This is a genomic window from Bacteroidota bacterium (genome assembly GCA_008933805.1).
Classification (GTDB): domain Bacteria; phylum Bacteroidota; class Bacteroidia; order UBA8524; family UBA8524; genus SB11.
This window is the reverse complement of sequence record WBUH01000012.1, coordinates 1-26,534: the sequence shown is the minus strand read 5'-3', so window position 1 is coordinate 26,534 and position 26,534 is coordinate 1. Positions and strand designations below refer to the sequence as shown.

At 45.3% G+C, this 26,534-nt stretch carries 33 protein-coding genes; 30 read left to right on the top strand and 3 right to left on the bottom strand.

Annotated elements, in window-relative coordinates; genetic code table 11:
* Positions 1-56: 56 nt before the first annotated feature.
* The gene (locus F9K23_12390; protein KAB2915028.1) at positions 57-1,112 is read left to right on the top strand and encodes an NAD-dependent epimerase/dehydratase family protein; all 1,056 of its coding nucleotides are present in this window, start codon (positions 57-59) and stop codon (positions 1,110-1,112) included.
* Positions 1,113-1,451: 339 nt separating this feature from the next.
* The gene (locus F9K23_12385) at positions 1,452-2,120 is read left to right on the top strand and encodes a hypothetical protein (GenBank protein KAB2914920.1); all 669 of its coding nucleotides are present in this window, start codon (positions 1,452-1,454) and stop codon (positions 2,118-2,120) included.
* A 1,631-nt stretch (positions 2,121-3,751) separates the two neighbouring features.
* Here the strand turns inward: F9K23_12385 and uvrA are convergent.
* From uvrA to F9K23_12370, 3 genes are all read right to left on the bottom strand, one after another.
* Entirely contained in the window at positions 3,752-6,580 is a 2,829-nt protein-coding gene (gene uvrA, locus F9K23_12380) for an excinuclease ABC subunit A (GenBank protein ID KAB2914919.1), read from the bottom strand.
* 144 nt (positions 6,581-6,724) lie between these two features.
* Entirely contained in the window at positions 6,725-7,294 is a 570-nt protein-coding gene (locus F9K23_12375; GenBank protein KAB2914918.1) for a hypothetical protein, read from the bottom strand.
* A 53-nt stretch (positions 7,295-7,347) separates the two neighbouring features.
* Entirely contained in the window at positions 7,348-8,094 is a 747-nt protein-coding gene (locus tag F9K23_12370; GenBank protein KAB2914917.1) for a TonB family protein, read from the bottom strand.
* 732 nt (positions 8,095-8,826) lie between these two features.
* Here F9K23_12370 and F9K23_12365 point away from each other — a divergent pair.
* The 28 genes from F9K23_12365 to F9K23_12230 all read left to right on the top strand — a co-directional run.
* Entirely contained in the window at positions 8,827-10,032 is a 1,206-nt protein-coding gene (locus F9K23_12365; GenBank protein KAB2914916.1) for a site-specific integrase, read from the top strand.
* Positions 10,033-10,495: 463 nt separating this feature from the next.
* Positions 10,496-11,344, top strand: coding sequence for a hypothetical protein (locus tag F9K23_12360; GenBank protein ID KAB2914915.1), 849 nt, complete (start codon positions 10,496-10,498; stop codon positions 11,342-11,344).
* Between the two features lie 138 nt (positions 11,345-11,482).
* Positions 11,483-11,785 carry a helix-turn-helix domain-containing protein gene (locus F9K23_12355; GenBank protein ID KAB2914914.1) on the top strand — a complete coding sequence of 101 codons (303 nt, stop codon included), beginning with the start codon at positions 11,483-11,485 and terminating at the stop codon, positions 11,783-11,785.
* Positions 11,786-11,873: 88 nt separating this feature from the next.
* Complete coding sequence (locus F9K23_12350; GenBank protein ID KAB2914913.1) at positions 11,874-12,107, top strand: hypothetical protein; 234 nt, start codon at positions 11,874-11,876, stop codon at positions 12,105-12,107.
* Between the two features lie 49 nt (positions 12,108-12,156).
* Positions 12,157-12,363, top strand: coding sequence for a hypothetical protein (locus F9K23_12345; GenBank protein KAB2914912.1), 207 nt, complete (start codon positions 12,157-12,159; stop codon positions 12,361-12,363).
* Positions 12,360-13,652: a winged helix-turn-helix transcriptional regulator gene (locus F9K23_12340; GenBank protein ID KAB2914911.1), complete on the top strand. Its 1,293-nt coding sequence runs from the start codon at positions 12,360-12,362 to the stop codon at positions 13,650-13,652. Before F9K23_12345 ends, F9K23_12340 begins: the two co-directional genes overlap by 4 nt.
* Before the next feature lie 29 nt (positions 13,653-13,681).
* Positions 13,682-13,978, top strand: coding sequence for a hypothetical protein (locus tag F9K23_12335; GenBank protein ID KAB2914910.1), 297 nt, complete (start codon positions 13,682-13,684; stop codon positions 13,976-13,978).
* Positions 13,975-14,382, top strand: coding sequence for a hypothetical protein (locus F9K23_12330; GenBank protein KAB2914909.1), 408 nt, complete (start codon positions 13,975-13,977; stop codon positions 14,380-14,382). The genes F9K23_12335 and F9K23_12330 overlap by 4 nt, the downstream gene beginning before the upstream one ends.
* Positions 14,383-14,491: 109 nt before the next feature.
* Entirely contained in the window at positions 14,492-14,698 is a 207-nt protein-coding gene (locus tag F9K23_12325; GenBank protein KAB2914908.1) for a DUF4248 domain-containing protein, read from the top strand.
* Between the two features lie 190 nt (positions 14,699-14,888).
* Entirely contained in the window at positions 14,889-15,362 is a 474-nt protein-coding gene (locus F9K23_12320) for a DUF5004 domain-containing protein (GenBank protein ID KAB2914907.1), read from the top strand.
* 186 nt (positions 15,363-15,548) lie between these two features.
* Positions 15,549-16,133, top strand: a complete 585-nt coding sequence (locus F9K23_12315; protein KAB2914906.1) for a hypothetical protein — start codon at positions 15,549-15,551, stop codon at positions 16,131-16,133.
* Positions 16,130-17,911 carry a hypothetical protein gene (locus F9K23_12310; protein ID KAB2914905.1) on the top strand — a complete coding sequence of 594 codons (1,782 nt, stop codon included), beginning with the start codon at positions 16,130-16,132 and terminating at the stop codon, positions 17,909-17,911. Before F9K23_12315 ends, F9K23_12310 begins: the two co-directional genes overlap by 4 nt.
* Before the next feature lie 29 nt (positions 17,912-17,940).
* Positions 17,941-18,504, top strand: a complete 564-nt coding sequence (locus F9K23_12305; GenBank protein KAB2914904.1) for a hypothetical protein — start codon at positions 17,941-17,943, stop codon at positions 18,502-18,504.
* 127 nt (positions 18,505-18,631) lie between these two features.
* Positions 18,632-19,309 carry a hypothetical protein gene (locus F9K23_12300; protein ID KAB2914903.1) on the top strand — a complete coding sequence of 226 codons (678 nt, stop codon included), beginning with the start codon at positions 18,632-18,634 and terminating at the stop codon, positions 19,307-19,309.
* A 55-nt stretch (positions 19,310-19,364) separates the two neighbouring features.
* Complete coding sequence (locus F9K23_12295) at positions 19,365-19,739, top strand: hypothetical protein (protein KAB2914902.1); 375 nt, start codon at positions 19,365-19,367, stop codon at positions 19,737-19,739.
* Positions 19,740-19,744: 5 nt separating this feature from the next.
* Positions 19,745-19,999: a hypothetical protein gene (locus F9K23_12290; GenBank protein ID KAB2914901.1), complete on the top strand. Its 255-nt coding sequence runs from the start codon at positions 19,745-19,747 to the stop codon at positions 19,997-19,999.
* Positions 20,000-20,108: 109 nt separating this feature from the next.
* Positions 20,109-21,071: a hypothetical protein gene (locus F9K23_12285; protein KAB2914900.1), complete on the top strand. Its 963-nt coding sequence runs from the start codon at positions 20,109-20,111 to the stop codon at positions 21,069-21,071.
* Positions 21,061-21,303: a hypothetical protein gene (locus F9K23_12280; protein ID KAB2914899.1), complete on the top strand. Its 243-nt coding sequence runs from the start codon at positions 21,061-21,063 to the stop codon at positions 21,301-21,303. The genes F9K23_12285 and F9K23_12280 overlap by 11 nt, the downstream gene beginning before the upstream one ends.
* A gap of 2 nt (positions 21,304-21,305) precedes the next feature.
* Positions 21,306-21,566 carry a hypothetical protein gene (locus F9K23_12275; protein KAB2914898.1) on the top strand — a complete coding sequence of 87 codons (261 nt, stop codon included), beginning with the start codon at positions 21,306-21,308 and terminating at the stop codon, positions 21,564-21,566.
* Complete coding sequence (locus tag F9K23_12270) at positions 21,563-22,381, top strand: hypothetical protein (protein ID KAB2914897.1); 819 nt, start codon at positions 21,563-21,565, stop codon at positions 22,379-22,381. The genes F9K23_12275 and F9K23_12270 overlap by 4 nt, the downstream gene beginning before the upstream one ends.
* 149 nt (positions 22,382-22,530) lie before the next feature.
* A complete protein-coding gene (locus F9K23_12265; protein ID KAB2914896.1) occupies positions 22,531-22,728 on the top strand; it encodes a hypothetical protein in 198 nt (65 codons plus the stop codon).
* Position 22,729: 1 nt separating this feature from the next.
* The gene (locus F9K23_12260; protein ID KAB2914895.1) at positions 22,730-23,671 is read left to right on the top strand and encodes a hypothetical protein; all 942 of its coding nucleotides are present in this window, start codon (positions 22,730-22,732) and stop codon (positions 23,669-23,671) included.
* Complete coding sequence (locus F9K23_12255; GenBank protein ID KAB2914894.1) at positions 23,672-23,914, top strand: hypothetical protein; 243 nt, start codon at positions 23,672-23,674, stop codon at positions 23,912-23,914.
* 38 nt (positions 23,915-23,952) lie between these two features.
* On the top strand, positions 23,953-24,465 hold the full coding sequence (locus F9K23_12250; protein KAB2914893.1) for a hypothetical protein: 513 nt from the start codon (positions 23,953-23,955) through the stop codon (positions 24,463-24,465).
* The gene (locus F9K23_12245; protein ID KAB2914892.1) at positions 24,465-25,094 is read left to right on the top strand and encodes a hypothetical protein; all 630 of its coding nucleotides are present in this window, start codon (positions 24,465-24,467) and stop codon (positions 25,092-25,094) included. The genes F9K23_12250 and F9K23_12245 overlap by 1 nt, the downstream gene beginning before the upstream one ends.
* Positions 25,091-25,867 (top strand): N-6 DNA methylase, encoded by a 777-nt coding sequence (locus F9K23_12240; protein ID KAB2914891.1) that lies wholly within the window; start codon positions 25,091-25,093, stop codon positions 25,865-25,867. The genes F9K23_12245 and F9K23_12240 overlap by 4 nt, the downstream gene beginning before the upstream one ends.
* A gap of 81 nt (positions 25,868-25,948) precedes the next feature.
* Complete coding sequence (locus F9K23_12235) at positions 25,949-26,161, top strand: hypothetical protein (protein ID KAB2914890.1); 213 nt, start codon at positions 25,949-25,951, stop codon at positions 26,159-26,161.
* Positions 26,148-26,534, top strand: a 387-nt coding sequence (locus tag F9K23_12230) for a hypothetical protein (protein KAB2914889.1), incomplete at its 3' end; no start/stop codon positions are given. The genes F9K23_12235 and F9K23_12230, both read left to right, overlap by 14 nt.

The following is a 26,534-nucleotide window of genomic DNA, read 5'->3' as shown; positions in this document are numbered from 1 at the left end:
ACAACATCTTTGCCAATAGAAGGTAAATTGTACTTTTGCAGAAAATAGAAAAACGGATGAACATTCACTTAGTATCAGGCGGCTGTGGTTTTGTTGGAAGAAACCTTGTGAAACGCTTGCTTAAAACTACCAACGATATACTTTTTGTTATTGATGATTTAAGCGCAGGTACTCCCCGCCCCGAAGAGTGGTTGGAGAATACCGAACACACCGTACATCAGGATTTGAAACTGTTTATGGGTGGCCGAATGATTTATTGGGAAGGTGATTTCCGTACGTTTTTACGCAACATTACCAACAACCATAACTACATAAACGATACTTACGGTTTTAACTATCCTAAGTTTACCGATACATTCCATTTTGCGGCGATTGTTGGCGGACGCTCTAAAATTGACGGCGACCCGATGATGGTAGCCTTGGATTTGAGTATTGACGCTGAGTTTTTCTACTGGGTATGTAACTACAAACCCAAAAGGGTAATGTTTCCCAGCAGTAGTGCTGCTTATCCTGTGGATTTACAAACTACTGACCACGCAATAGCGTTGAGCGAAAGCGACATCAGTTTTGACGGTAGTCTTGGACAACCCGATATGACCTACGGCTGGAGCAAACTAACGGGTGAATACCTTGCCCGCATTGCTGCCAAATACTACGGCATTTCAGTAGCTTGCGTACGCCCCTTTAGCGGTTACGGCGAAGACCAAGACCTTACCTACCCTGTACCGGCCATTGCAGCCCGTGCAGCTAAAAAAGAAGACCCTTTTGAAGTATGGGGAAGCGGCAAACAAGGTCGCGACTTTGTACATATCGACGATTGTATCGACTGTATTTTGATGGCGTTGGACAACATCAGCGATGGTTCGGCCATTAACATCGGTTCGGGCAAGCTAACCAGCTTCCTTGAAATTATTGAATTGTTTACCAAATTTGCAGGCTACGAGCCTACCATTAAACCGTTGTTGGATAAGCCTGTAGGTGTGCATAGCCGCTACGCTAACATGGAGTACGTAAACAACAAGTTTAACTGGTACCCGAAAATCAGTACTGAAGAAGGTATGCGCCGTGTGTACGATGCTGCCGTGAAAAAAGTAGCTGAAGCCGCCAAATAATCCATCCCCGAACTAGTTTCGGGATCTCATTCCTCAATTAACTTCTTGTGTGTATTACGATCTTGAAACAAGTTCAGGATGACGGGAGGCAACCCCAGCCAGTCATGCCGAACTTGTTTCGGTATCGCATTGTTATCAAAACTGAAAAGGCGACTGTGAAGCAATCCCGATGAAACCATACAAACGGATTGTTTAGGGAGACATAGCAATGACGGGTTGGCACAATCAATTCGGAAGCCTACTCCATACTATAAGACGGTAACAAACAAGTCCGGGTGTTTTTAGAACTTTGCATCACTAAATTAATTGTTTAGTATATTGTGATAAATAATTTTATCAATGGCAACAGAACTAGACCCTGAAGAAGATAAAAAGAAATATGAAATAGAAAAGCTAAAGCTTGAAAGTAGGAAGCTTGAAAAAGAGTTAAGGCCTTGGTTTAAAAGACCTTTAAAAGATGTGAATCTTATCCAAATTATAACTGCAATAGCAGCTTCTTTTGTTGCTATTGGAGCTATTAGAACAGAATATTTTAAACAACAAGTTGAGAGCCTTAAACACGACTCTGTAGTATTAAGGAATAGAATAGATTCATTATCAAAGGAAAGGCTAACAATAGAAGAGAGAAACAAAGATTTAATATCTGAAATGAATCAACTTAGTAATAACAAAACGATATTGAGCAATAACGTTAATAACCTTAAAAACGCTATCAGCTTGCAGATGCACAGTGATGCATTTGTGCGAAAGGCCGCAAAAAAAAACCTTGAGTTTAGTATGGATTTTATTGGGAATAATATTGATACCACGAAACTTACGCCCAAAGAGCTTCAAATCATAAAAGACGAGATATATTTAACTTATTTACGAATTGGAGCTTTTGAAAAGCAAAATTCAAATGATGGGAATCGCATACAAGAATGGGCAGAGAAGTATTTTAAAGAACAAAAAGAAAATGACTCATTGAAAAGAGTAATAAGTCAATATAAAAAACTGTTTAAAGAATAAGGGGCTTTTATTGAAATGCGTTCCTGAGGCAAGCTCAGGATGACGGGAGGCAACCCCAGCCAGTCATGCCGAACTTGTTTCGGTATCGCATCGTTATCAAAATTGAAAAGGCGACTGTGAAGCAATCCCACAGAAACCGCTACAAACGGATTGCTTCGGGAGACCTCGCAATGACGAGGAAGCTACTGTCCTGCTGACGCAGGAAGCACCTTATAGCACTTTGTAAACACAGTTGTAATAGGGTTCTTCGCTATCGCTCAGAAGGACAGGATGGGCACTGACTGCATCCCGTCATTCCCGCGCAGGCGGGAATCTGCTTTTTAACTCACCCCTGACTACTAAATAATTGTACGATTAACCAACTTTTACCCTCTCTAATTGCAATTAGAGAGGGGCGACTGTGGGAACGTCGGGCTACTATTTTTTCGGGGGTGAGTTAAAAAATCTACCCCGCACTGATTCCCAATCAAGTTGGGAATGACAGCAGACGCACCCACATCCTGTCATGCTGACGCAGGAAGCACCTTATCCCGCTTTGTAAACACAGTTGTAATAAGGTTCTTCGCTATCGCTCAGAAGGACAGGCTGGGCACTGACTGCATCCCGTCATTCCCGCGCAGGCGGGAATCTGACTTTTTAACTCACCCCTGACTACTAAATAATTGTACGATTACCCAACTTTTCCCTTCTCTAATTGCAATTAGAGAGGGGCGACTGTGAGAACGTCGGGCTAATGTTTTTTCGGGGGTGAGTTAAAGAGTGTGCAAAAAGCGCTCGACTTTCGTCATGCCGAATTTGTTTCGTTTTTTCATTTCCTAATAAAATTCTTATACGTATTGCGATCCTGAGGCAAGCTCAGGATGACGGGAGGCAACCCCAGCCAGTCATGCCGAACTTGTTTCGGTATCGCATAGTTATAAAAACTGAAAAGGCGACTGTGAAGCAATCCCACAGAAACCGCTACAAACAGATTGCGTCGGGAGACTTTGCAACGACGGTTTGGAGTGCAAGTTCCCTACTATGGTGTAACAGGCGTAACAGGGGTGTTACGGTGTTACATCTGTTACACTGGTAATTTACTGTTTATTAATTAGTTAAACACATCGTGTTGAATTGTGTAACATTCTGTAACATTTTAGTGTTACGTTACACAAACGTTTATTTAGTTAATAATCAATAATATATATCATTATAGAGATATGCAAAGTGTAACATCTGTAACATTGTTACAGGGTTAATGAAGACAAAACAGATTTGTTGTAAAGCGCAGTATTTAAGTTATTTATAGTTATAGAAATTTATTAGTTGTAACAAAGTGTAACATTTGGGTGTTACAGCCTGTTACACTTTTAAGCATTTAATTAAATAACGAATGTGATATATTTATGTAATGTACTTATTTTTAGTTTATTACATATAAATTACTGCTTTGACTGTAACAAAGTGTAACATGTAGGATGTTACACTTTGTTACATCTTGTTACACTTTTAAATGTTTAACCCGCTGAGAAAAGTGTTTTTCTTAGGTAACTATTATATTTTGAACGGATTACAGTTAAATAACTACTTTAACTATAGTTGGTGTAACAGTGTGTTACGAGTGTTACGGCTGTTACACCAAACAAGAAATACTATTTAGCAGTTGCTTTTGCGTTGGGCAACTTCACCCCCAAATACTTGGCGGTGTAGCTTTGTTCAACGGCTAATAACCCTTCGGGGGTGCCTTCGTACACAATATGTCCGCCTGCATCGCCACCTTCGGGGCCTATGTCAATAATCCAATCGGCGCACTTAATCACATCCATGTTGTGTTCAATAATCACAATGGTATGGCCTTGCTCAATCAGGGCATTAAAGCTGCCCATCAGTTTGTTAATATCGTGAAAGTGCAAGCCCGTTGTAGGTTCATCAAAAATAAACAGAATGTGTTGGTCTTTGCTGGCCTTGCCCAGAAACGAAGCTAACTTAATACGTTGCGCCTCGCCACCGCTAAGGGTGCTGCTGCTTTGCCCCAACGACACATAGCCCAAACCCACATCTTGCAGCGGTTTTAGTTTGTTGTGCAGGGTTTTGGCATCGGCAAAAAAGTCCATCGCTTCATCAACGGTCATGTCTAATACATCGGCAATGTTTTTGCCCTTGTATTGCACTTCCAGCACCTCGTCTTTAAAACGCTTGCCGTGGCAGGTTTCACAAGGCAGGTGAAGGTCGGCCATAAACTGCATTTCAATCGTAGTTTCGCCTTCTCCCTGACAGGTTTCGCACCTGCCGCCTTCTACGTTAAAACTAAAGAAACTGCTTTTATACGCCCTTGTTTTGGCCAAAGGCTGCACCGCAAACAACTCGCGGATGGCATCGTAGGCTTTTATGTAAGTTACAGGGTTGCTGCGCGATGATTTACCAATGGGGTTTTGGTCAACCATTTCTACTTGGGTAATTTTTTTAATATCTCCCTCCAAGCGGTCGTGCTGCCCCGTTTTTCCGCCTGTATAGCTGCCCAGCACTTTTTGCAATGCGGGGTACAACACGGTTTTTATCAGCGAGGTTTTACCGCTACCGCTCACACCGGTAACGGCCGTGATAACGTGCAGGGGTATTTTAACATCTACGTTTTTGAGGTTATTTTCTCGTGCGCCTTTAATTTCAAGGTGGTCGCTCCACTTGCGTCGGCGTTCGGGTACGGGTATTTCCTCACGTCCAGAAAGGTATTTGCCCGTCAAGCTGTTATCGTCGGCCAGCATTTGTTTAAAGTCTCCCTGAAACATCAATCCGCCGCCGTTGCGTCCAGCAAATGGGCCAATATCAATCAACTCATCCGCCGCCATCATCACGTCCTCGTCGTGTTCCACAATCACTACCGTATTGCCCAAATCTCGCAACGATTTCAGCACACGGATAAGGTTTTCGGTATCGCGGCTGTGCAGGCCAATACTGGGTTCGTCTAATATATACATACTACCCACCAAGCTGCTGCCCAGCGAAGTAGCAAGGTTGATACGTTGCGATTCGCCGCCGCTAAGGGTATTGCTCAACCGGTTAAGGGTAAGGTAGCCCAAGCCTACTTCTTTCATAAACGAAAGACGGTTGGTAATTTCCTTCAAAATACGGTCGGCTATTTTGGTATCGGTGGGGGTAAGTTTCAGTTGGGTAAAATACTCATGGGCACGGCTCACGGGCATTAGTATGATGTCTGATATCGAAAGACGTTCTTCGGGTTTGGCTTCGTTCAGCAGTTTTACGTAGGTAGCATCTTTGCGCAAGCGGGTGCCGCGGCAATCAGGACAGGTGGTTTTACCCCTGTATTTGCTCAGCATCACACGGTACTGTATTTTGTAAACCTTTTCTTCAAGGTATTTAAAGAACTGATTGATACCCAATACGGTTTTTGCACCTTGCCACAATAAGTCTTTTTCCTGCTCGGTCAAATCGTAATAGCTACGATGCATGGGAAAATCCAAATGGATGGATTTTGCGATAAAATCTTCTTTCCACTCCTGCATGGTTTCGCCGCGCCAAGGGGCAACGGCACCTTCGTACACGCTAAGGCTTTTATCGGGTATCACTAAATCTTCGTCAATGCCAATCACCATACCAAAGCCTTCGCAGGTTTTGCAAGCTCCGTAAGGGTTGTTAAAGCTGAAAAAGTTGGTACTGGGTTGTTCAAAGCTGATACCATCGGCCTCAAACCTTGCCGAAAATTGCAGGGTGTGTTCTTTGCCTTCGGGGTTGGTTACTTTTACCAAACACTCTTGGTTGCCTTCTAAAAAGGCCGTTTGTATGCTATCGGCAGAGCGCGAGGGGAGCTCGTCATCGGCTTTATCGGTAAGAACGCGGTCAACCACCAAAAAGCAATTTTCAGGCTTTAGGGTTTTCAGTGTTTTGGCGTCTTCTAACAGTTCTTCAATTTTGTAAATGGTATCGCCGGCTTGCAAACGGGTAAAACCTTTTTGCAGCAATACTTTAAGTTCTTCGGCCAGTTTGCGCTGAGTGTTGATGCGGCTAAGAACCAACACGGTGCTGCCGTCTTCTAAACCCAAAATAAAATCAACTACATCGCCTACGCTGTGGCGTTTTACAATAGCTCCGCTAACGGGCGATACGGTTTTGCCTATTTTGGTGAATAACAGTTTCAGGTAATCGTATATCTCGGTGCTGGTGGCAACCGTACTGCGCGGGTTGCGCGTGTTTACTTTCTGCTCGATAGCAATGGCGGGCGAAATGCCTTTGATGTAGTCCACCTCGGGCTTGTTCATCTTATCCATAAACTGGCGCGCATAGGCCGAAAGGCTTTCTACATACCTGCGCTGCCCTTCGGCATACAGGGTATCAAACACTAAGCTCGATTTACCGCTACCGCTCACACCTGTAACCACCGTCATGCGGTTACGGGCTATCTCTACGTCTATATTTTTAAGGTTGTGCTCGCGCGCACCCTTAATTAAAATGTTATTTGCCGCCATAAAAAAACGAAGGTGCAAAATTACTTCACTTTGCACCTTATACCAACAAAGGGGTGAGATTTAATGTTTGGCCTAAACAGGGGTTAGTTGTTGGCGGTTAGTGGTTAGGCAATTCATCGGATAAATGTTTGCCAATCACCATGCCTAAAACAGTTTTATTGTAAAATCTTTATTGATGAAATACGGGCCTGTAAGGGTGTCTTTTCCGTGGGGCGAAGTACGTGTTCCAAACGTGGTAACACGATAGTACACATAATTTACTGAATCAACGGTATTGACATCTGCCAAGCATTTTTGCAACTCAGCATCGGCTTCTTTTTGTTTTTCTTGGGCATCATTCAGTCGGGCAAGCTCGGCCGCAGCCATTGAGGGGTGAACTTTGCGGGCAGCCTCTACCGTAATTTTTTGCATTTCTACAAATTGGTCTTGTATAGTTTTAAACTCTTCAAGTATACGGCAATAGTTTTGGCGCCCCATTTTTTCGGTAGCGCTGTCTAACTTCACTAGTGATATGGTATCAAGGCTGGCTCCGGTAGCTTCCGACATTTTTGTAAGGTGTTCTTTCACAGCCGCCATACATTTATCTTCTATTTCTTTGGTTGTATTGGCAGGTTCATTGGTATTTGTATTAGTGTAGGTATTACTAGTAGAGGGTTTGCAGCCAATAACGGCAATACCTATCACTGCAAATGCAAGCAGGACTGTTTTTTTCATGGGGCTAATTTAGGGGTTTATCCGTTTGGATGAGAGAAGGTGAAGGATTAGAGCTAATTTAATTTAAACTTAAGTGGCATTGTAATTTTGCGTTGTTTTTTTTGTCCCCAAGTGTACCAGCGAACTTCGTTAAGAATAATTTTAACTACACGCAAGGCTTCTTCGTCCAATAAATCATTAACTTTTTCATAAACAACAGGGTCTTTCCCTTTACCGTTTTCATCAATAGTGAAACTAATTTTTACCGTGCCTTGATACCCGTTTTCGACTGCTAATGGGGGATAATTAAGATGTTGAACCATCAGATATGATATAATATAACTTCCGCCTATTGGAGTTGGTAGTAAACAAGAGGACACATCTACGGCAGTATCAATACAGGGGTTATAAAAGCTTTCTTTACTGTTACTAAAACCTTCATCATATAAAAGCGTGTCTTTAGTAAAATCAAATTTCTGAACCACTTTGTCATTATCTCCATAAAAACTCCAAACACCTTGTTTAGTACCCATTTTGTATGAACCTTGACTTAGAATTTGCGATGTGTACCGTTTGTTATAATATGTCCATATACTATCCTTTTGTCCGTTATTATAATATCCTTGCTCTATAATTTTCTTTTTTTCTGTCCTTTTTATGTATTCTCCATGCTTTGTGGTTTTGTCACTTTTCAATACATAATAGATTTCTTCATAGGTGTTTCCATTTTCAATAATTTCTTTTTTGATTTTCTTAAGTTTTTGAGAGAATCCAAAAAAGGGTATTATGATAAGAAGGAAGGATATTAGTGTCTTTAGCATTCGACAAATTTAAGTCCTAAAGCTATTTAGTTGTCATTGTATAGGTAATTTCATTAATGGGGCAATACCGAAACAAGTTCGGCATGACTGGCTGCGGCTGGCACACTCTTTAACTCACCCCCGAAAAAGTATTAGCCCGACGTTCCCACAGTCGCCCCTCTCTAATTGCAATTAGAGAGGGGAAAAGTTGGGTAATCGTACAATTATTCGGTAGTCAGGGGTGTGTTAAAAGGCAGATTCCCGCCTGCGCGGGAATGACGGGATGCAGTCAGTGCCCATCCTGTCCTTCTGAGCGATAGCGAAGAACCCTATTACAACTGTGTTTACAAAGCGCTATAAGGTGCTTCCTGCGTCAGCAGGACAGTAGCTTCCTCGTCATTGCGAGGTCTCCCGAAGCAATCCGTTTACAACGGTTTCATTGGGATTGCTTCACTATTTCTTAATCTATATTCCTTTACTTTTGATTATACCCGTTCGCAATGACGATAGTCGGGTGCTTCTGGCACACTCTTTAACTCACCCCCGACAAAACATTAGTCCGACGTTTCCACAGTCGCCCCTCTCTAATTGCAATAAGAGGTTAAAACGTTATACGGTAACTTTATATAATTTTAATTGATTGTTTTACAGTTGTTTATGTTAATGTCAATTATACCTTGTATTGACATTTCTATGTATTTCTATGTTATTTGCTGTACCTATGTTGTACCCAACAAGGTTTAAATACCAAATATGGCATCCGTAAAGGTAATACTTAGAACCTCAAAAACATTGGCGAACGGCAACCACCCGATAGCCATCCGTATTATAAAAGACCGAAAGGCAAAATTTATCTTCACGGGCAAATCATCCTCAAAAGAACAATGGGACGAAGAAAAAGGGTTGCCCAATAAAAAACACCCTTTGTATAAGGAACTGGTAATTTATCTCAAAAAGAAATCACTGGACGCAGAGGCACAAATCCTGCAATTGGAGCGGGACGATACTTTTTATACCGCCGACAACATTGCACAGACCCTCACTAAGACCAAAGCGAGTACTAATTTCTTTGATTTTATGGACAAAGTAATTGCAGAGTTGGATGCAGCAGGCCGCATAGGCTCTAAAAACAGCTATGTGTCAGTGATGAAATCCCTGCTTGCTTTTACCAAGCAAAACAGAAACCTCGACTTTAAGGCAGTTACTACCTCATTTATCCTTAAATACGAACATTACCTGCGCTCCAAAGGGTTGGCAGAGTCCACCATGAAGTTTTACATCACCCCTATACTTACCTTATACCACCTTGCCAAAAAGGATACCGCCCCTATCAAAGAGTATGATTTTACAAAATTCAGGTTGCGCCCCAAACACAGGGCAATGGAAAAAGCCAAAATGGAAACCCTTTTTAAGTACCCTACCGAAGAAGGTACAGCCCAATACCATGCACTTAACTATTTTACCTTTTCGTATTACTGTTGGGGTATTAACATGGTGGACATAGCAAAGCTCCAGTGGAAGAATATCCAAGACGACCGTTTGTTTTACATACGGACAAAATCAAAGAAAGGATACAGCATCCCGCTATTAGCCCCTGCAAAGCGGATATTAGATTTATACAAACCCGAAGGGGCAAATACCGACCCCGAAGCCTACATCTTTCCGATATTAGACCCAAAAAAGTACAATACCCCACAAAAGGTAACCAGCAGAATAAAAAATACCACCCGTTCTACTAATGATGCCTTAAAAGTTATCGCTCAAAAATCAGGCATCCCTATTAACCTCACCACCTATGTTGCACGTCACTCGTTTGCCACCAACCTGCGGGACATGGAAATATCGGCCTCAAAAATCCAAAAGATGATGGGGCATTCTACCGAACGGACGACGCAAGGCTACCTTGACTCGTTTAAAAACAACGAATTGGACGATGCTGCCATGAAACTGATGGAGTAAGCCCCTGTTTTTTGGCCGTTTTACCGCCCAATCAACCCATTTCAGGATTTAGCAACAACGTGTTGTGAAAATTACGCTGCTTTTTATTGTAGTATATTGATAATTAACAAATAACCGTGCAATGCTCCGTTGCAAATTTGCAATGGAGCATTGCAAATTCAGCCTAATTGCCGTTGTATCTGCTTGCATGTCAATTCGTTGCATTTCACAACACGTTGTTGCTAAAAACGGCTAAAAAATTTGCAAAAAAAACAAAAAATTATTCCCCTCACCTTCAATTCATAAGCAAGCCTTGCTAACACGGGGTTTAAACTAAAACAACGCTTTCCCCGTTTAGGGTATCAATGCGTAAAATATTACCTGTATTAACTGTTTTTTACCCATAGCCTGCGGGGGGCGGGTTATGGAAAGGGCATGGATAGGAAATATTTTATGGATTTACAACACACACACTAACTTTTCTATGAATTTACGGAACAACATTTATGCTGAGGCCATGCTGGCTCATTTCCACAATTTCTTTTATTACTACAATAACTCATCCGGCAACGACGAACCCGCGCCCTCTGAACACGGCTATCCCGATGGCTTTTTTAACTGGTTCTACACTATAAAGGCAAATTCAATTGAAGGTATTGAAGAGCAGAACCAAGACCTGCGCCGCCAAATACAGGAAAGCATTGGAACCCTGCCGCAATTGGAGAATACTGCACCCCTGACAGTAAAATACCACCGCATCTTAGGTATAAAAATTAACCTTAAAAGCATCACCGTCCCGCATCCCGACGGCAGGATAACCACCTTTACCTACAGTTACCATTTTTACAAGCTCAGGTATGGGTTAAAGTATCTGTTAGAAAAGGACAGGTTTTCAAAAGCGGAGATTTACAATAAACACCTCAAAGAGCGTAAAATCAGCGTGTATCCTGATACCACTCCGCTGATATACCTTCAGGGAAGTTGGCAGGAAATTATTGAAGAGTGTCAGCAAAAAGAGTACACCCGAAAACGCCAGTGTTTCGCCATTTTGTATTTTTTGGATGAAATGGGGGTGGATATTGCCACCGTTAATTTAAGCGATGTAACAAGGTTACTCCACCTGTTTTCTGCTAAAGAAATTCCGTTGGACAGGTCAGAAACGGAGAAAATAGCCAATTCTACCACCTACAAAATGCTTAGAAATGTTAAAAATCAGGTGTACCAAGCGAACCAAACCGATATTCTTTTCATAAAAAACATCATTTTTCCCCTTGCTGAGCAACACAATTCCAAATTACTAAAAAGATTGTGTAAACGACTAACAGTTAAATAAGTAGTTCAAATTTTTTGGTAGGGGTAAGCCGTTTTTTTTGGTAGGGGGGTAAAAAAAAAGTTAAAAATTGACCCCTACCAACATACCCCTGCCGAATGCTTTTTTTGTAAATATTTGCTGCCGTAGAACAAAGAGAATATGGCGGCTCCCAATCCTTTTACCGAAATTAACGACAGGCTCGATATGCTGACCCAAATGGTCGCCGAGCTGATGAAAAAACCATCCCCCAACAGCACCCATGCTGCGGACACCCCCCTAAACGCAGTGCAGGCGGCCAAGTATGTAAACATGGCCGTTAATACCATCTACATACTGACCAGTAAACGGCAAATACCCCATTTTAAGCGGGGCAAACGGATATATTTTTATAAAGAAGAACTGGACAACTGGTTGAAGGCCAACCGCCGTAAAACCGTTGAAGAAATCGAAAGTGAAGCCTAAGACAATGACAAGACAACGCCGAAAAGGCAAAATGAATTTAGTACAAATGCGCTGCGGGAAAAATTGCACCTGTCCGCCCCTTGTGTCCATGCCTGAATTTTTAGGGGTGTATCATCACCCTACGGCACTGGACGGATGTATCCAATGCGGCAAAAACCATAAACTGGTGATGCAGCCCAAAGCAATCATTGCTTTCCCATTTACCCTGCCAAGCGGCAAAAAGATGAAAACAAGAACCCAATTACACCCAAAAAAGGAGGCTGCCAACACACCGACCCCTCACAAGCAAGTGAATAAAAAGCAAGCGCAGGGGGCTGAATAGCCCCCTTTGCCGCTTGGTGTAGTAGTTAAGTAAATTAAGACGGGGGAAAATGCAAAGGTATCTATTAAAAGCCAAAGCAGAGGCCGAAAAAATACAGCACATACAGCGGTTGCTGCTGTTTCCGACCGTACCCCACAATAGCGGGGATACCGAACTGTTAACCCGTCAAATAGCCACTCACCAAAGGATATACAAACGTTTTATCACCCTTGCCCAAAAACACCAACAAACTCCCAACAACACGTTGTTTTTATGAGAACCGACCGCATCACCCCCCAAAATACACACCCTGACCAAATGGACGAATTTGATTACCGCAGGATAGACATTGCAGAAGTGCGCAAACACCTCAACCAGTTTGTAAAAGACGTTAACCAAAAGGCCGCCACCCCTAAAGAGCGTATCAGAGGCGGGTTATTCCTTACGTTGTTAAAAGTATGCGATGCCTACGTGCGCCAAAATAACCGTGTAGGCTGTTTAACCATTAACCCCATACCCTGCCGCATGAACAATGTGCGGTTAGCCCACCTTGTCAAAGTGGACAAACGCACCATTTTAAACCACCTTTCCAAGCTGGAGAAAATGGGCATTGTACAAAAAACCTTTCGAGGAACAAAAGCCGATTACGAATTAACCGTGCCCGCTTGGATATTGCTATACGACCCCCAAAGCTCCAACAGCGTGTTGTTGGGAAACCAACCCGCCCCCGATACTGCTGAAAATAGCGACAAAACGAAAAATGTGCGCCAAAGCAATCTTGTAAACTCTTTAGAAAAGAGTAATATACACTCTATACCCTGTGAATTGGGGGATAACGGGATAGAAAACCATAGCGGCCAGCCTCCTTTGTCGGCTGATACTGCAAAGCCTCTTGGACTTTTCTCTTGCACACCCCTCAAAGCAGGCAGTGGTGTGGAAACCCCACCCTTATCCACAGCCGAAATTCCTGAACAAAGGTTGGGCGGCGGCGCGGCGGCCAAAAAATACCCCGCATGGCAGTTGGCAATGGTATTGGAGTTCTACCGCTATGCCATCAGCACCCTGTACCCTTACCACCAGTTTGATACGGAAACAGAGCGTAAAATCAAAAACAAGCTGTTTAACCACGTGTACGGCAGTTTTAAACAATCCCTTACCCGCGAGGATTGGGAAAAGTACCAGCAAACACTGATACAACGGGTGGATTTGATAGCGGCATGGAAGGAGCGGCCATTGGAGGGTGAAAAGAATAAAAAGTATCAAGAGGGTAAGTTTTTGGTGAACCCGATTACCTTTTTTGACAACAAATGCCCTTACGGGTTTATCCAAACCGAACAATGGCTGCTATTGCAATACAAGCGAAAGGCACTGATTAAAGCGGAATTGGAGTTAGACAAAGCCCGTAAAGAGTTGTTGACCGATACCGACCGCTTAAAAGTGTACCTCAAATGGGAAACCCGATTTAAAAACAAGAAGCTGCCGGAGGCTGAGGTAATGTTTTACCACGCAATGGTCAACATTCAAAAACAATGGGCACTGCAAAAACAAGGTGTTGTTGCCCGCTAACCGCTACTACATCCCAATAACCAAATACAATGGCAAACAACCCACATTTCATAAGACAACAGCAGGAGTATAAACCCACCGCTAAGTATAAACTGGTGGTGTACTTTAAAAACAAGGCGCATTTACCCCCTGCCATGCAGCACAATACATTCTTTTCCTGCCACCATCGGGACAAAAAGGGAGAGGACGGGTTAAAAGCCTTAAAAAAACTGGTAACAGGCCGTTTTATGGGTACGTACCTAACCGCCCTGATTTACAACAACCAAACAGGGGCTTTGCTGCACAAATGGGTGTTTGACGGGAGTAAGGACGAAAAAAGACTATGAACCAGCAATGTGTTGTTGACGGCTGGCAGAAGACGGTAGCAATACCCCCCGACCGAATACTGTATAGAATCAGCTACTCGGATGCACAGGCATTGGTATGGTTGCTGCACCGATTGATAGTACATGGGTATATAGGGTTGCAGCCTGTTCACCAGCGAACGTATCGGGCGGCTGTGTTATTGACCGAACCTTTGTTTATAAAGCTGCAAAATCTCTGTAAAAAGCCCTTTGCAAAGCGCAAAACCATAGCCATCCAACAAAAGGTAGCCGAAGGGTTAATGCTCGCATACGAAAAAGGGTATTTCAACAACGTGTTGTTGGGCGTTACTGAGCCTGTCAAATCGTACTATTCGGGGGTGTTGTACTTGTTATATGCAGAATTAATGAAGTATTACCCTCTTTAAACAACAAAGACGGGTGTTGCCCCGCCTTGTTGGTGTTCATAGTTAGGTGAAATTGACTATGTACTTACCTGTACTTTCAAAACAAACATACTAAAATTCAAACAGTGAAATGGGGAACAACGTAAAATTGGTAAGAAAAAACATTACCCAACTAAAAGATGAATACGAAACTTCTTACAAAACCATGATAAAAATGCTGCTGACCGTTCCTAACCTTAAGGTAAAAAACCGCAAGGTGCGGGATTATTCACCCAAAGAGGTAGAAATGATATACAGCCATCTTGGTGTGCCGGGCAAGGAGTTTGATGAAGCGTAAGCGTTTTCCTTTCAATTATAAATATTTGCTAATTAACGGTTTAAAAAGAAATTATTATAAGGGCAACGGGGCTTCATTTTTGGGGAAGCCCGCAATCAATGGATATACAATGGCTGTTGGTGTAAGTTTTATCGGATAACAATATTGGTTAATTAATTTCAACTATTTATCATTGCAGAAATTATTACCTATGAAAAAAATCACCCTTCTATTAGTTCTTTCTTCATTGCTATGTTTTACCGCGTGTAAAAAAGACGAAGAAACCAGCACTCCCCAAAAAACAAAATCGGAGTTATTAAGTGCCAAACCTTGGAAAATGACAGCCTTGACTGTTAACCCTGCCATCAACGCCGGAGGCACTATGATTACCGATATTTATGCCCAAATGCAAGCCTGCGACAAAGACGATGTTTACAGTTTTAAAAGTGACAAAACGTACACACAGGAAGAAGGGGCTACCAAATGCGACCCTAACGACCCACAAGTAAGCGAAGCAGGTACGTGGACATTCAGTTCTGATGAGAAGCAAATAGTGCAAACTTCATCAGGTAGCACCGAAAGTTCTACATTGGTTGAATTAACCGAAACCAAACTGGTTATTTCAAACACAGAAACAGACGGTGGTATTACCTATACCTATACAGCCACTTTCAGCAACCAATAATTCACACTACCATATAATTTAAAAGGGGCTGCCTCAATTTTGGGGCAGCCCCTTTTTTTGTCCCGTTTACCATTGTAAAACTTTGGAAACTATTGGAAAACTTGGGAGTGATTGGCATTGTTTGGGAGAACCGTGGAAGTGAAATTTCCGCCCCCTGCACCTTTGCTATCACTTTAACAAGCATAGATGACAGGATTATACAAATTAGCCGCAGCCGTAGCGGTAACAGGCATATCTGCCCTTACCGCCCTGCGCCTGTCAAGGATTAAAAAAGACCTTACCACAAGGGTGGGGTTGCCTCAAAAAATCGAATTTATCAGGGGTCAGGTGCGTTTTCATATCCCCGTTACCATTTACAACTACACAGGGTTTCGTTTAGCCCCTAAGCGGGTAAGAATAGAAGTATCTTACTTAAACGCTGAAAAAAGCCCCGTACAGTTGGGCATCAGCCCGCAACAACCCATTGACCTTGACCTTATAAAAAACAAGGAAATATCGGCTGTTTTTCAGGTGGATATAAACCCTGCCGTCTTAATGGGTTTGCAACTTGACACCCCTGTAACGGTGCGGGTAAAATTTGATTACCTGTTTTTCCCCGTTGACATTGATACCGTTATCAGGTTGTCCACTTTTTTCCCTTCTACACTGGTGAACACCCTTTCCAGTTCACTAAGCAGCATCCTAAAAAAACTGGGTTTGGGCAACCCAACGCCCTTATCGCCCGCTAAAGGCTATTTACCCACCTTAACCAAAATATCCGACCTGCTGTGAAGATAAAAGGCCCCTATATCGACCCTCTTTATGAGTCCGAAGTCCCCGTGTATTTTTTAAACGGGTTGGGACTGGTAGCCACAGGTAAACGCAGGGTAAAGGATATTACCCCGTTTTTGAGGTATTTCCCGATACCCGACGGTCAAGACACCCCTTACAACAAAGGCGAGTTTGTGCGCACGGGAAAAGTACTGCAACTGATAGAAGAACGGGTACACCGCTACTACAAAGACACCGAACGGTTTGCCAAAGAATATTTAACACAAGGGCTGCACCCTCAAGTACAAGGGTACGCAAAAGAAGTATGCCGCAGGCTCTACCGCTGGCTGATAAACTATGTGCAGTACAAACCCGACCGCACAGGCCGTGAAGAATTGCGCCGCCCTGCAAGGGTGGCACAGGAAGCAAGGACGGGCGTGGATTGCGACTGCTTTGCCTACTTTATCTCCACCGTCCTTAAAAACCTTGCTATCCCCCATAAGCTGCGCATCATTGCAGCAGGGGAAGCCACCGCCTACCACCACATCTACGTGGTTGTTCCCCACAGTGCGGGGAGCTTACAGCCCTATCGCGACAAATTCCGCTACACGGTGGTTGACCCCGTGCTTGACACCTTTGATGCAGAACCCCAAGACATCACGGCCTACCACGATTACCCCATGAATGTTACCCAAAATTCCGCCTTAAACGGCACAAATACCCCCATGCTCGACCAATTATACAACCAACTTAGCAACACACGGCAACTGATGGTACAAAACCCCGCCTCCTACCGTAGTGCGGGGATAAACCCCAATGCCGCCGTCCCCCTGTTGGACGAAGCCTTACAAGCGTGGTACACCCCCCAAAGGGATGCAGTACTTGCACGGCTCTCCAAACTGGATTATCAAATCTACACAGGTATCAACGGGTATCCCCTGAACGGCTTTTTCCAAAACGTGGCCAATGCTGCCAAAAAAGTGGTGAGTGAGGTAAAAACGGTAGTGCATACCGCAGTTACCGACCCTAAAAAACTCGTTAACCAAACGGTGGACAAGGCAAAAGACATCATCGACAAAGCCATTGACTACGGACGTACAGGGGCACTGTTTATCCCCCGCAAAGCCTTTATGGGTCTGGTGGAACTGAACGTAAGGGGGCTGGCCTCCAAACTTCAGAAAGGATTGTCTGACCCTGCCATTTCAGACCGTATCAAGCGGTTGTGGGAGGGGGATTTGGGCGGCGACTTCTCCAACCTTACAGGCTCTATTAACCGAGGGGCAAACAAACCCTTTTTATTCGGATTACGGGGCTTACAGGGCGACCCTGCCACCGTTGCCACCCTTACCGCATCGGCAGGGGGTGTATTGGCTGCCATCCAACCCATTTTGGACGCTATTGAAAAGTTCACTTCTTCAGGGGCTGGCAAAGCACTGGTAGAAGCGGGTAAAAGCGTGGTAAGCCTTGTTTCAAAAAACGACAACCCTGCTGCTTTACCCGTGTATATCCCCGACCCGTCTGCCAATACTACCGCATCGGATGCCTCCTACTACCCCGCCCCAACGGGTGCAAACCCTAATTGGAGCGCACCGCAAAACACTGCGGCAAGCTCAGAGGGTGGCAGCAGCAATACCCTGATGTGGGTAGGCGGCACGATAGCCGCAGGGCTGTTGCTCTTTGCTGTAACCTCTGCCAAAAACAAGAAAAATGGCTTAAACGGCCTTGAAGGTACAAAGAAAACGCACACGGGTAAGCACCACCGCAAGCCCAAAGGCAAAAGTGCCTCCCTCACCTTTTAATCACAGTAACACCAACGCATCACATCTTTATGAGCGATAAAAATCAAAAATCACCCCTTAAAAAATACATTGCTTCGCCCGTTCTGAAAAAGACAAGTCTACAAGCAGCGGGCGGTTTGGGCGGCCTCAGCATTGCCTATGCCGTTGACAGAACAGCAAATGCCCAAAAAGGTTGGATAATCCCCACCATTATGTTAGGTCTGGGACTGACAGGCTTGCACTATTTCAACGTGAACCCGCCCAAGGAAAGCGAAACCCTTTTGCAACTTGCACAGGGAACCTCAGCGGGGGTCGCTATGTACGGAGGTTTAAGAACCTTTGAATACGGCCTGCCCAAAATCACCGCAAACGGTATGAACGGCCTGCGCGGGTTTATCCCTAAACCTATCGCCGAAAAAATCGCCCGATACCTGCCCACCTTTAACGGTATGGGCGAAGTTAAACGCCCTTCGGGTTATTACGACGACCCGATGGCATCCATGATGGGCACACAAAACAATACCTACTACCAAGAACCTTCTTCGGGGGCACTCCCCGCAGTTCCCATCAACGGAAACGTGGAAGCCGAAAACGTAGTAGCAGAAGTACTTTAACCTGTCAACAGTCAGCTTTTGGCTATTAGCCCTTAGCCTTTGGCGAAAAAAGCTAATAGCTAAAGGCCAGTTGCCAACAGCACTGCTAATTCCTAACCACAAATCACCAACAACCAACCACCAAACAATGAGTGTAATACGACGCAACCCCAATTTTACAGCAGGGATTTCCCAATTTTTATTAGACCAGATTTCAAAAGGCAAGGCGGGCGAAGACATCCAACGCCAATACGGACAGGGCAATATCGAGTTTATTGATATGAGCTTTAAAATACGTTACAAGCTGGGCGCAATGGCCGCTTCTTCAAACGCTACGGTAAACATTATCGACACCACCCTTGCAAAAACCGAAGGCCGCACCGATTTGCACCAAGGCATTTTGCCAGGCAAGATGGCTTTTGCTATCGGGGCGATACGGTTAGCTTACGGCGAAACCGCAGGTTTACCCGAAACAGCATTGTACCGCAGCCGCAAATACGGGTTTAACATCACCCCCGCAGCAGCAGAACAGGCACAGTTTGTTCCTGCATTGCTCCAAAACAGCCGCTTTGAATTTTGGCAGGGGTCGCGCAGGCTGATAAACGAGCAGGTAGAGACCTTTTTTGCCGACACTGACAGTATCGAAGAAGGCGGCCACCTGTTAGACTGTTTGACCCTTGACAACCCTAAATTATTGATGCCCGACGAAGTTTTATCGGGGATAATCGTACCCCCGATAACAGGAGCGGCGTTAAGTGCCGATGCCTGTATCGAATTAAAAGTTATCGGTACTGCCGCCCAATTACGTAAAACATCTGCTGTTTAACCTGCCATAAATCCAAGGGGCGGACAACCAAGACCGCCCCTTTACCCTTTAACAAATGACACAACGAAGGCTTAAAACATTAAACATTTCACTTGCCGCAGCCACCGCCGCAGGCACATACTCCTATACGTTTACAGCGGACAAGGATATGCAACTGGTAACTGCCATTGCTGTTGCCGAAAACAAACGCAATACCGCAGACATCTACCGCATCGGCCTAAAACCGACCAACGGCGGTGATATAGTGATAGACGTTTGCAACCGCGCCTTTTGGGTAGTGGATACTGCAACCCCCATTAACGAGCGGATGCTGTATTTAGGCGAAGGCGGCATTATCGCTCAGGGCTACCAATACACCGTTTCGGTAACCCTTGTAGAGAACCTTGTCGGCGCACTGAATTTGGATATGGTATTTGACCAACGCAGCTAAGTAGTATGGTAAATTGGGAAGACTACAGATACACGGGCGATAACGACAGTTTTCCGCACGAAGGATATTCAGGGTACAGTGTCGAAAATACGGGAACGGTCAACGTAACCTTAAACGATAATACCTTACTCACTCCCGGACAGGAACGGGTATTCCCTTATTTCCCCGACCACTATTACAAAGGGTCGGTACGCCTTAGTTGGGCAACCGCAGCAGGCACTAAAAACATTACAGTTAGAGCCTTTCGGATAAGCTGCTAATTCAGTCAACGGTCGATAGTCCACTGTCAACGGTTTTTGCTGTTGACCGTTGTCGGTGGACTGTTGACTAATCCCTAACAACTAACAACCACCAACTAACAACCAAAAGATGCAAACCCCCTTCGGAAACACCCCCAATACAACCGCTTACCATACCTACGGTGCTGCCGTAGGTTCGGGGGAAGGTTTTGTATTAGACAGGGTTGCGGGGGCAAAACTGGCTTTATCGGTGCGGAAATTATCCGCCCTGTACAACGGCAGTTATGCCCGTATCCGCAGGCCGTCGGACAATATAGAAACCGATATTACCACCCCATACGGGGGCTTTATCGCCCCGCAGGCGGCAGTATCGGACGGTAGCGGGTTGCAAGGTTGGCTTTCGGGTGCGGACGGTGCAGGGGTACGGTGGTACGACCAAAGCGGAGCAGCCGCCCATTTAACCCAAAATACCGCAGCGAACCAATATTTGTTGCGGTTTGGTTTTACGGGCAACCGTACAGCCTTTGCAGGCAAGCCCTTATCGGATTACCAATGGGTGTATCCTGCCTCCACAGGCAATTACCTTTTTGGGGCTAACAAACAGTTCTGTTTTCATTTTGTGGTGAAAACCAACATAATGGCAGGGGCTGACTTTGCTATGTTTTACCACATCGCCTCCAATAACGACCTAATACGCGGATTGATACTGAGGGTAGTAGGTTCGGGTAGCGGCTACAAAGCAGGGTTTGTGGGCGGGGACTTAAACGCTACCGTCAATATGTCAACGGTAACTGTTTTTGACAATACCCGACCGCACCATGTTCTTTTCTGCTATGACGGAACAGTAAGCACCTCGTGGACGGACAGGCTGACAGTGTATGTGGACGGTATTGCAAGCCCGATGGCTATCTCTTTCCAAACAGGGCCGTTTCCTGCACCGTTGACCCAACCTGTAACTGTACCGAGAGTATGGGCACCCTATACCGCAATTACTAACAGCGGTTTATCCGAAGCTATCCTTTGGGACAGGCTCCTTACCCAAGCAGAAATTACCCTTATCACCCAAAACACCCGTAAAGCCTATGGAATATAAGTATTACACCGCCGTGTGCTTTGACACATTGAGCCAAGCTGCGGACTTTTCCCAAAGCTACCACCATAACTCGTTAGCGGAAGGACAAAATACCCGTTACCGTTTTCCTGTATCCCAAACCGAGCAGGGGACTTTTTGTGTGGTGGTGTATGACCTGAACGAACTAACAGAGCATGATATACAACGAATAACCATACAAAAAATAAGCACTGACTTTATACCCCTTGATTAACCATGTTTGATAAACAACTCACCTTAAAACAAGCCATCGGTATTGTAGTCTCTGCCGTTACCCTCTGCGGAGGGGCATGGGTGGATATGAAAATATCGGTAGCAAGGCAGGACAATGCCATATCAGAAACCGAACGCCGATTGGAAGATACGCGGCGCACCGAAGAGGAGCATTACCGCGAACTGAAACACTCCAACCAAGCCATTTACGACAAGCTGATAGAGATACAGGTTTCACTACAAAACAAACAAGACCGCCCATGAATTTTAACCACATCACACAAGGGAACGCCATGCGCATATCGGTCAACGGCAGGGCATTAACCGTCTGCAAGCGGTACGAAGAGATAACAGAAGGGGGCAACACCCCCGAAAACTACGTCCGCGAAGTGTTGCAGGGTATGGGCTTATCCCGCTGTACGGTGGAAATATTCCGCTCCAACGGCAACTCCTTTAAAAAAGACAGTCAGTTTGAATATTCCTTAAACAGTCAATCACAGGCACAACGGCCACCTTCGGGCATCCCGTTAAGCGGTGCGTTTGAGGGCATGGTATATACAGGCCACGAAGCATTGCTGGCAAAGCAGTACGAAAAATGGTACAACGAAGAGGCCGACAAAAACCGCAAGCTGCGCACCGAGTTGGACGAAACCTCCCGTGAGTTGAACAAAACCAAAAACGATTTGCAGCTTTTGGGGATGCGCAAGGAACTGGAGGCGGAGCAAAAAGCCCTGATGCTGGAAAAAGAAAACAAAAAGGGACTCAGCGGAATTGCCGATACCATTGAAAAGTACCCCTTCTTACAAGGGCTATTGGACAAAATCGTGGACAATTTCAGTTCACAGGGCAAAACGGGCGGGGTGGAAAGCATCGACGACCCTGAAATACAACAGGCCGTTACAGAGGCTACCCAACAGCTTATTAAGCTGGCCACGACCGACCGCGAGCATTTTGCCTACGTAACCCTTGCCGCAGACAAGCTGGCCGCCGATAAAGAAATGGCTAAGTACATCTACAACTGGATGAACACCCCCACCGAAGGCAGTCAGCAAACAGCGGCCAATACGCCGCCGCTTTAATTAGTCGGTGGTCAGTAGTCAGTGGTTTGCCTTTGGCAAAAAAACTAACAGCTAAAGGCCAACCGCTAATAGCAATACTACTGACCACGGACTACTGACCACAGTCCACCGACCCCAACACTATACACCAATCACCAACCACTAAAAAAATGGCACAACTCATCATTAACACTAAAGAAACCGATTTAGTAGCGCAGAAAAACCGCGCCGCCGCCCTGCAACGCCTTGCAGACAGCCCCTTTTCCAACTCCTTTTTGTCCCTGTTGGCCGAATGGTCAGATATCAAAGGGGCGGAAGAAAAGATTGTACAAAACAAGGGAGCGATAAAAGCCAAACTGATACTGTAAGGTGGATTCTAAAGGATATAAAGACATCGGCATCGGTGCGGGGGTATTCCTGCTTGCCTACGGCGCATACCGCTTTTTCCGAAAAAAGGACTTGACAGAAACCCCCGGCACGGACGAGTATCAGGAAGCTGCCTTAAAGCAGATTACCGTGGACACTAAAAAGCTGGCTCGCGATAGTTTTTTCTATAAAAACACCGCAGACCAACTGGAAAACGAACTCTCGCGCCGTGTTGCCATCTTTGACATCTTCACCTACGATACCAAAAAGGTATTTTCCGCAGTGGAGGGCTTGAACACCGAAGAACTCAAGCAATTGCTAAAATCCTTTGGGGTACGCAGCTTAAAGAGTTTGAACCTTGTAAAGCTAAAAGACGGGGGGACGCTTTTGGAGTGGTTTGACAACATCCTTTCCAAAAGTGACCTTGACCGTATGCGGCAGGTGTTTGCAGCCACAGGACTGTGGTCGAAAGCCGACAGCACTAAAGCAAAGGAAGAGTACCTCAACTACCTCAATGCGTGGATGGGTAACCACCTTAGCAAAGTAAAATACCCGAACCCCCGCCTTGCCATTGGCCGACCTGTGTACTCGACCTATACGGGTAAGGAAAACATGGGCTACTTAGACAATGGGTGGTGGGATATTAACTCTTGGAGGTCTAAAAAAGGCCAAACGGGGGACTTTTACGTGCGCCCTTCGGATGCCATCCGCCCCTTGGGGACAATATCGGATGTAATGCGGTTGACTGAGGCCGACAAATTAGGGCAAGTGCCTTTAATCAAAGTAAAAATCACCCACCCCCAACTGTTTACCAATGCCCCAAACCCCTTACTAAACCGTGAAGTATGGCTTATCCCTTCGCGGTTGACCGATACCCCCTATAAGCCGCCCTTACAAGGGTTAGGCTTTTCACAACACCCTCAAAAACTTACAGAATTACTTTAAATGAAACGACTGAAAAACATTTTTGCCATTATCTATAAAAACCGCAGGACTTCGTTTGCGGGGCTGGTGTGCCTTATTGCCGCACGGCTGTTTTATACCGCCCAAATCTCTACCGAGGAATTTTTATCCGTAATGGGCTTTTGCTCCGCTTTGGGGTTCTTTCTTGCCAAAGACGGACAAACCCAAACAGAATACGATAAAGAGCATAAAACGGGTGCATACACACGATGGGGGGGCAAGTGAGGATAAAATACATTCTTATCTGCCTTTTACTGGCCGCTGTGTCCGTATTTGTGTATTCCCTCAACTGTGATAGGTCGGATAAGCCACCGACCGCCGCTTACCGACCACCAACCGATACATGGGTGGCTATCCCGCGCAGTGTCCATACTACGGACACTGTTACAAAAACCCTGTATGTGCCGATAGTGCAAACCCCGCCGCACGATACCGTGTTTATCGGGGCGGATACCGCCCAAATCCTGCACGGATACTTTACCAAAAGCCTTTACAAAGAGGTGTATTCGGACAGTGCAATGGAAATAGAAATCACCGACAGCATTGCCCACAACCGCCTTGTGTCCCAAAGTGTCCGCTACAAAACAAAAATCCCTCCTGTAAAGCCCGCCGTTAAGCTATGGGCGGGCATAATTGCCGATACCCGCAAAAACACAGGGGTCGCCTTGTATTTAAAAGACAAAAAAGAGCGGTTGTACGGGGTGGGTGTCTCTACCGATAAATCCGTTTGTTTCAGTATTGCCGTGCCCCTTTTTAAAGCGGGAGGCACACGCTGATGGACGCAGTATTTGAACTTTGGAACGAGTATATCCTCAAAGAATGGGAAGGGGGTATTGCCGACCGACCTTTAAAAGACGACCCGGGCGGTTTAACCAACAAGGGGGTGACTATTGCCGTATGGAAGGAATGGGCACCCAAACTGTTTAACATCGTTGGCAACGAAACCACCCTTAGACAGCTCACCGAAGCCCAAGCCAAACGGGTGGCTTATGAAATCTACTGGAAGTTTTACGGCATTGATAAAGTAACCAACCCTGCCATAAAGCTATTGCTTGCTGACAGTGTTTGGGGCGGGGGCGGTTACAGCAGTTTGGGGTACAAGTCGGGCACTTACGCCCAACGTGCCGCACAAATCAATAAAGACAACCAAGCCAACCCGAATTTATTTGATGTATTGATAGGCCGCAGGCTTGCCTATTTGCGAAGCCTGTCCAATTACCAAGCCAACAAAAACGGGTGGGAAAACCGCGTGTGGCGGGGCAACGGCAAAATGCTATCCCTCACCCAAGTGGTAGCCAAATACAACCTGAACAACGCCGTAGTAGGAGTTAGTTTAGTCAGCGCTATAGCATTGGCATTGGTAGCAAGGGCGGTGTATAAAAAGATTAAAAAGGAAAAGAAATGAACCTGCCCAAGTTTAAGAACCAGCACGAAGTAAACCTTTACATCCAAACCTTTATAGCCCAAAAGGACGGTAAAGGGGACGGGTACACCATTGAGGAAAAAGAACTGATAGCCCGCTATTCGGGCAGCGGCGGCCTTGGGGCAAAAGGTGCAAAAGCCGACGCGGGGCTACTATACGAATTTTACACCCCTGACTGGCTCTGTACCTTGCTTTGGAAACTTGCCCTCAATCACGGCTATGACGGGGGAACGGTATTAGAACCTTCGTGCGCTACGGGCAACCTTTTTAAAGATGCCCCCGATGTAAGTAAATGTGTAGGGTTTGAGACCAACCCCACCTCCGCCCGTATCGCCCAAATCCTTTACCCCAAAGCAACCATACATACAGGTTATTTTGAAACGGCCTTTTTAGACCCTCCGCGTTTTGTCTCTAAACTTAAAGGCAACACCACGTGGCTGAAAGAATACCCTTTTTCGTTGGTTATCGGCAACCCGCCTTACGGCCTTTACAAGAACAGGTACAGTACCTATTTTGATAAGAAACTCTTTAAGCAGGTAGAGATATTTTTCATTTACCAAGCCCTGCAACTGCTTAAATCAGGCGGGCTATTGGTGTACCTGTTAAGCCAAAACTTTTTGCGCACCGGCGACAAGTACAACACTGCAAAAGAGGCCATCGGAAAATACGCCGACCTGATAGATGCTTACCGACTGCCTAAAGTGTTTACACAATCCGATGTACCGACGGATATACTGGTACTGCGGAAAAGATAAATCAGTCCACGGTCAACGGACGACGGTCAACGGTTTTGCTGTGGACTGTAGACAGTGGACTCCCCAAAACAACAACCAACAATGACCGACCCAGAAATACACCAACTACGAACCGAAGTACGCAGGGAACTCCAAAGCCTTGCCCCTTCCGTATATCCCTATTTTTCAAAGCTGGCAAAGGATGCCGAGGGTTTAAACCAAGCCGAAGCCTTCGTGCTTGCCTACATGGCCAAAAACAGGGTACAGGCAGCTACCGCCATAGCACAATTGGAGGGGGAATATGAAGCGGGATAAACACCACGTATCGCAGCACCCCAAGTTTGTGCGGGGCAGGCTCAAAGCCATTGTACATTTTATTGACACCTTACCCGATACCGAAGACAAACACAGCCCCCGCGAACTGTTAAAAATGGGGTTTGTACACCCCGAAATAGAATACAACGTATCTGCCAAAACAGCGCAGTTCGGGGTCAGCCAATCCGAAGCCCCGCTCACTTTTACAGAACTTGCCAATTACTCCACGTGGTTTTATATCCATCCCGAAAAGATAGCAGGTACAGAAACGGTAGTTACCTCACGGGATTTTCCAATAAAGATTAGCGGTACACGCAAAGAGGTAGAAAACACTATCCTCCAATCCCTAAACACGACCCCCCGACAGCAAAGC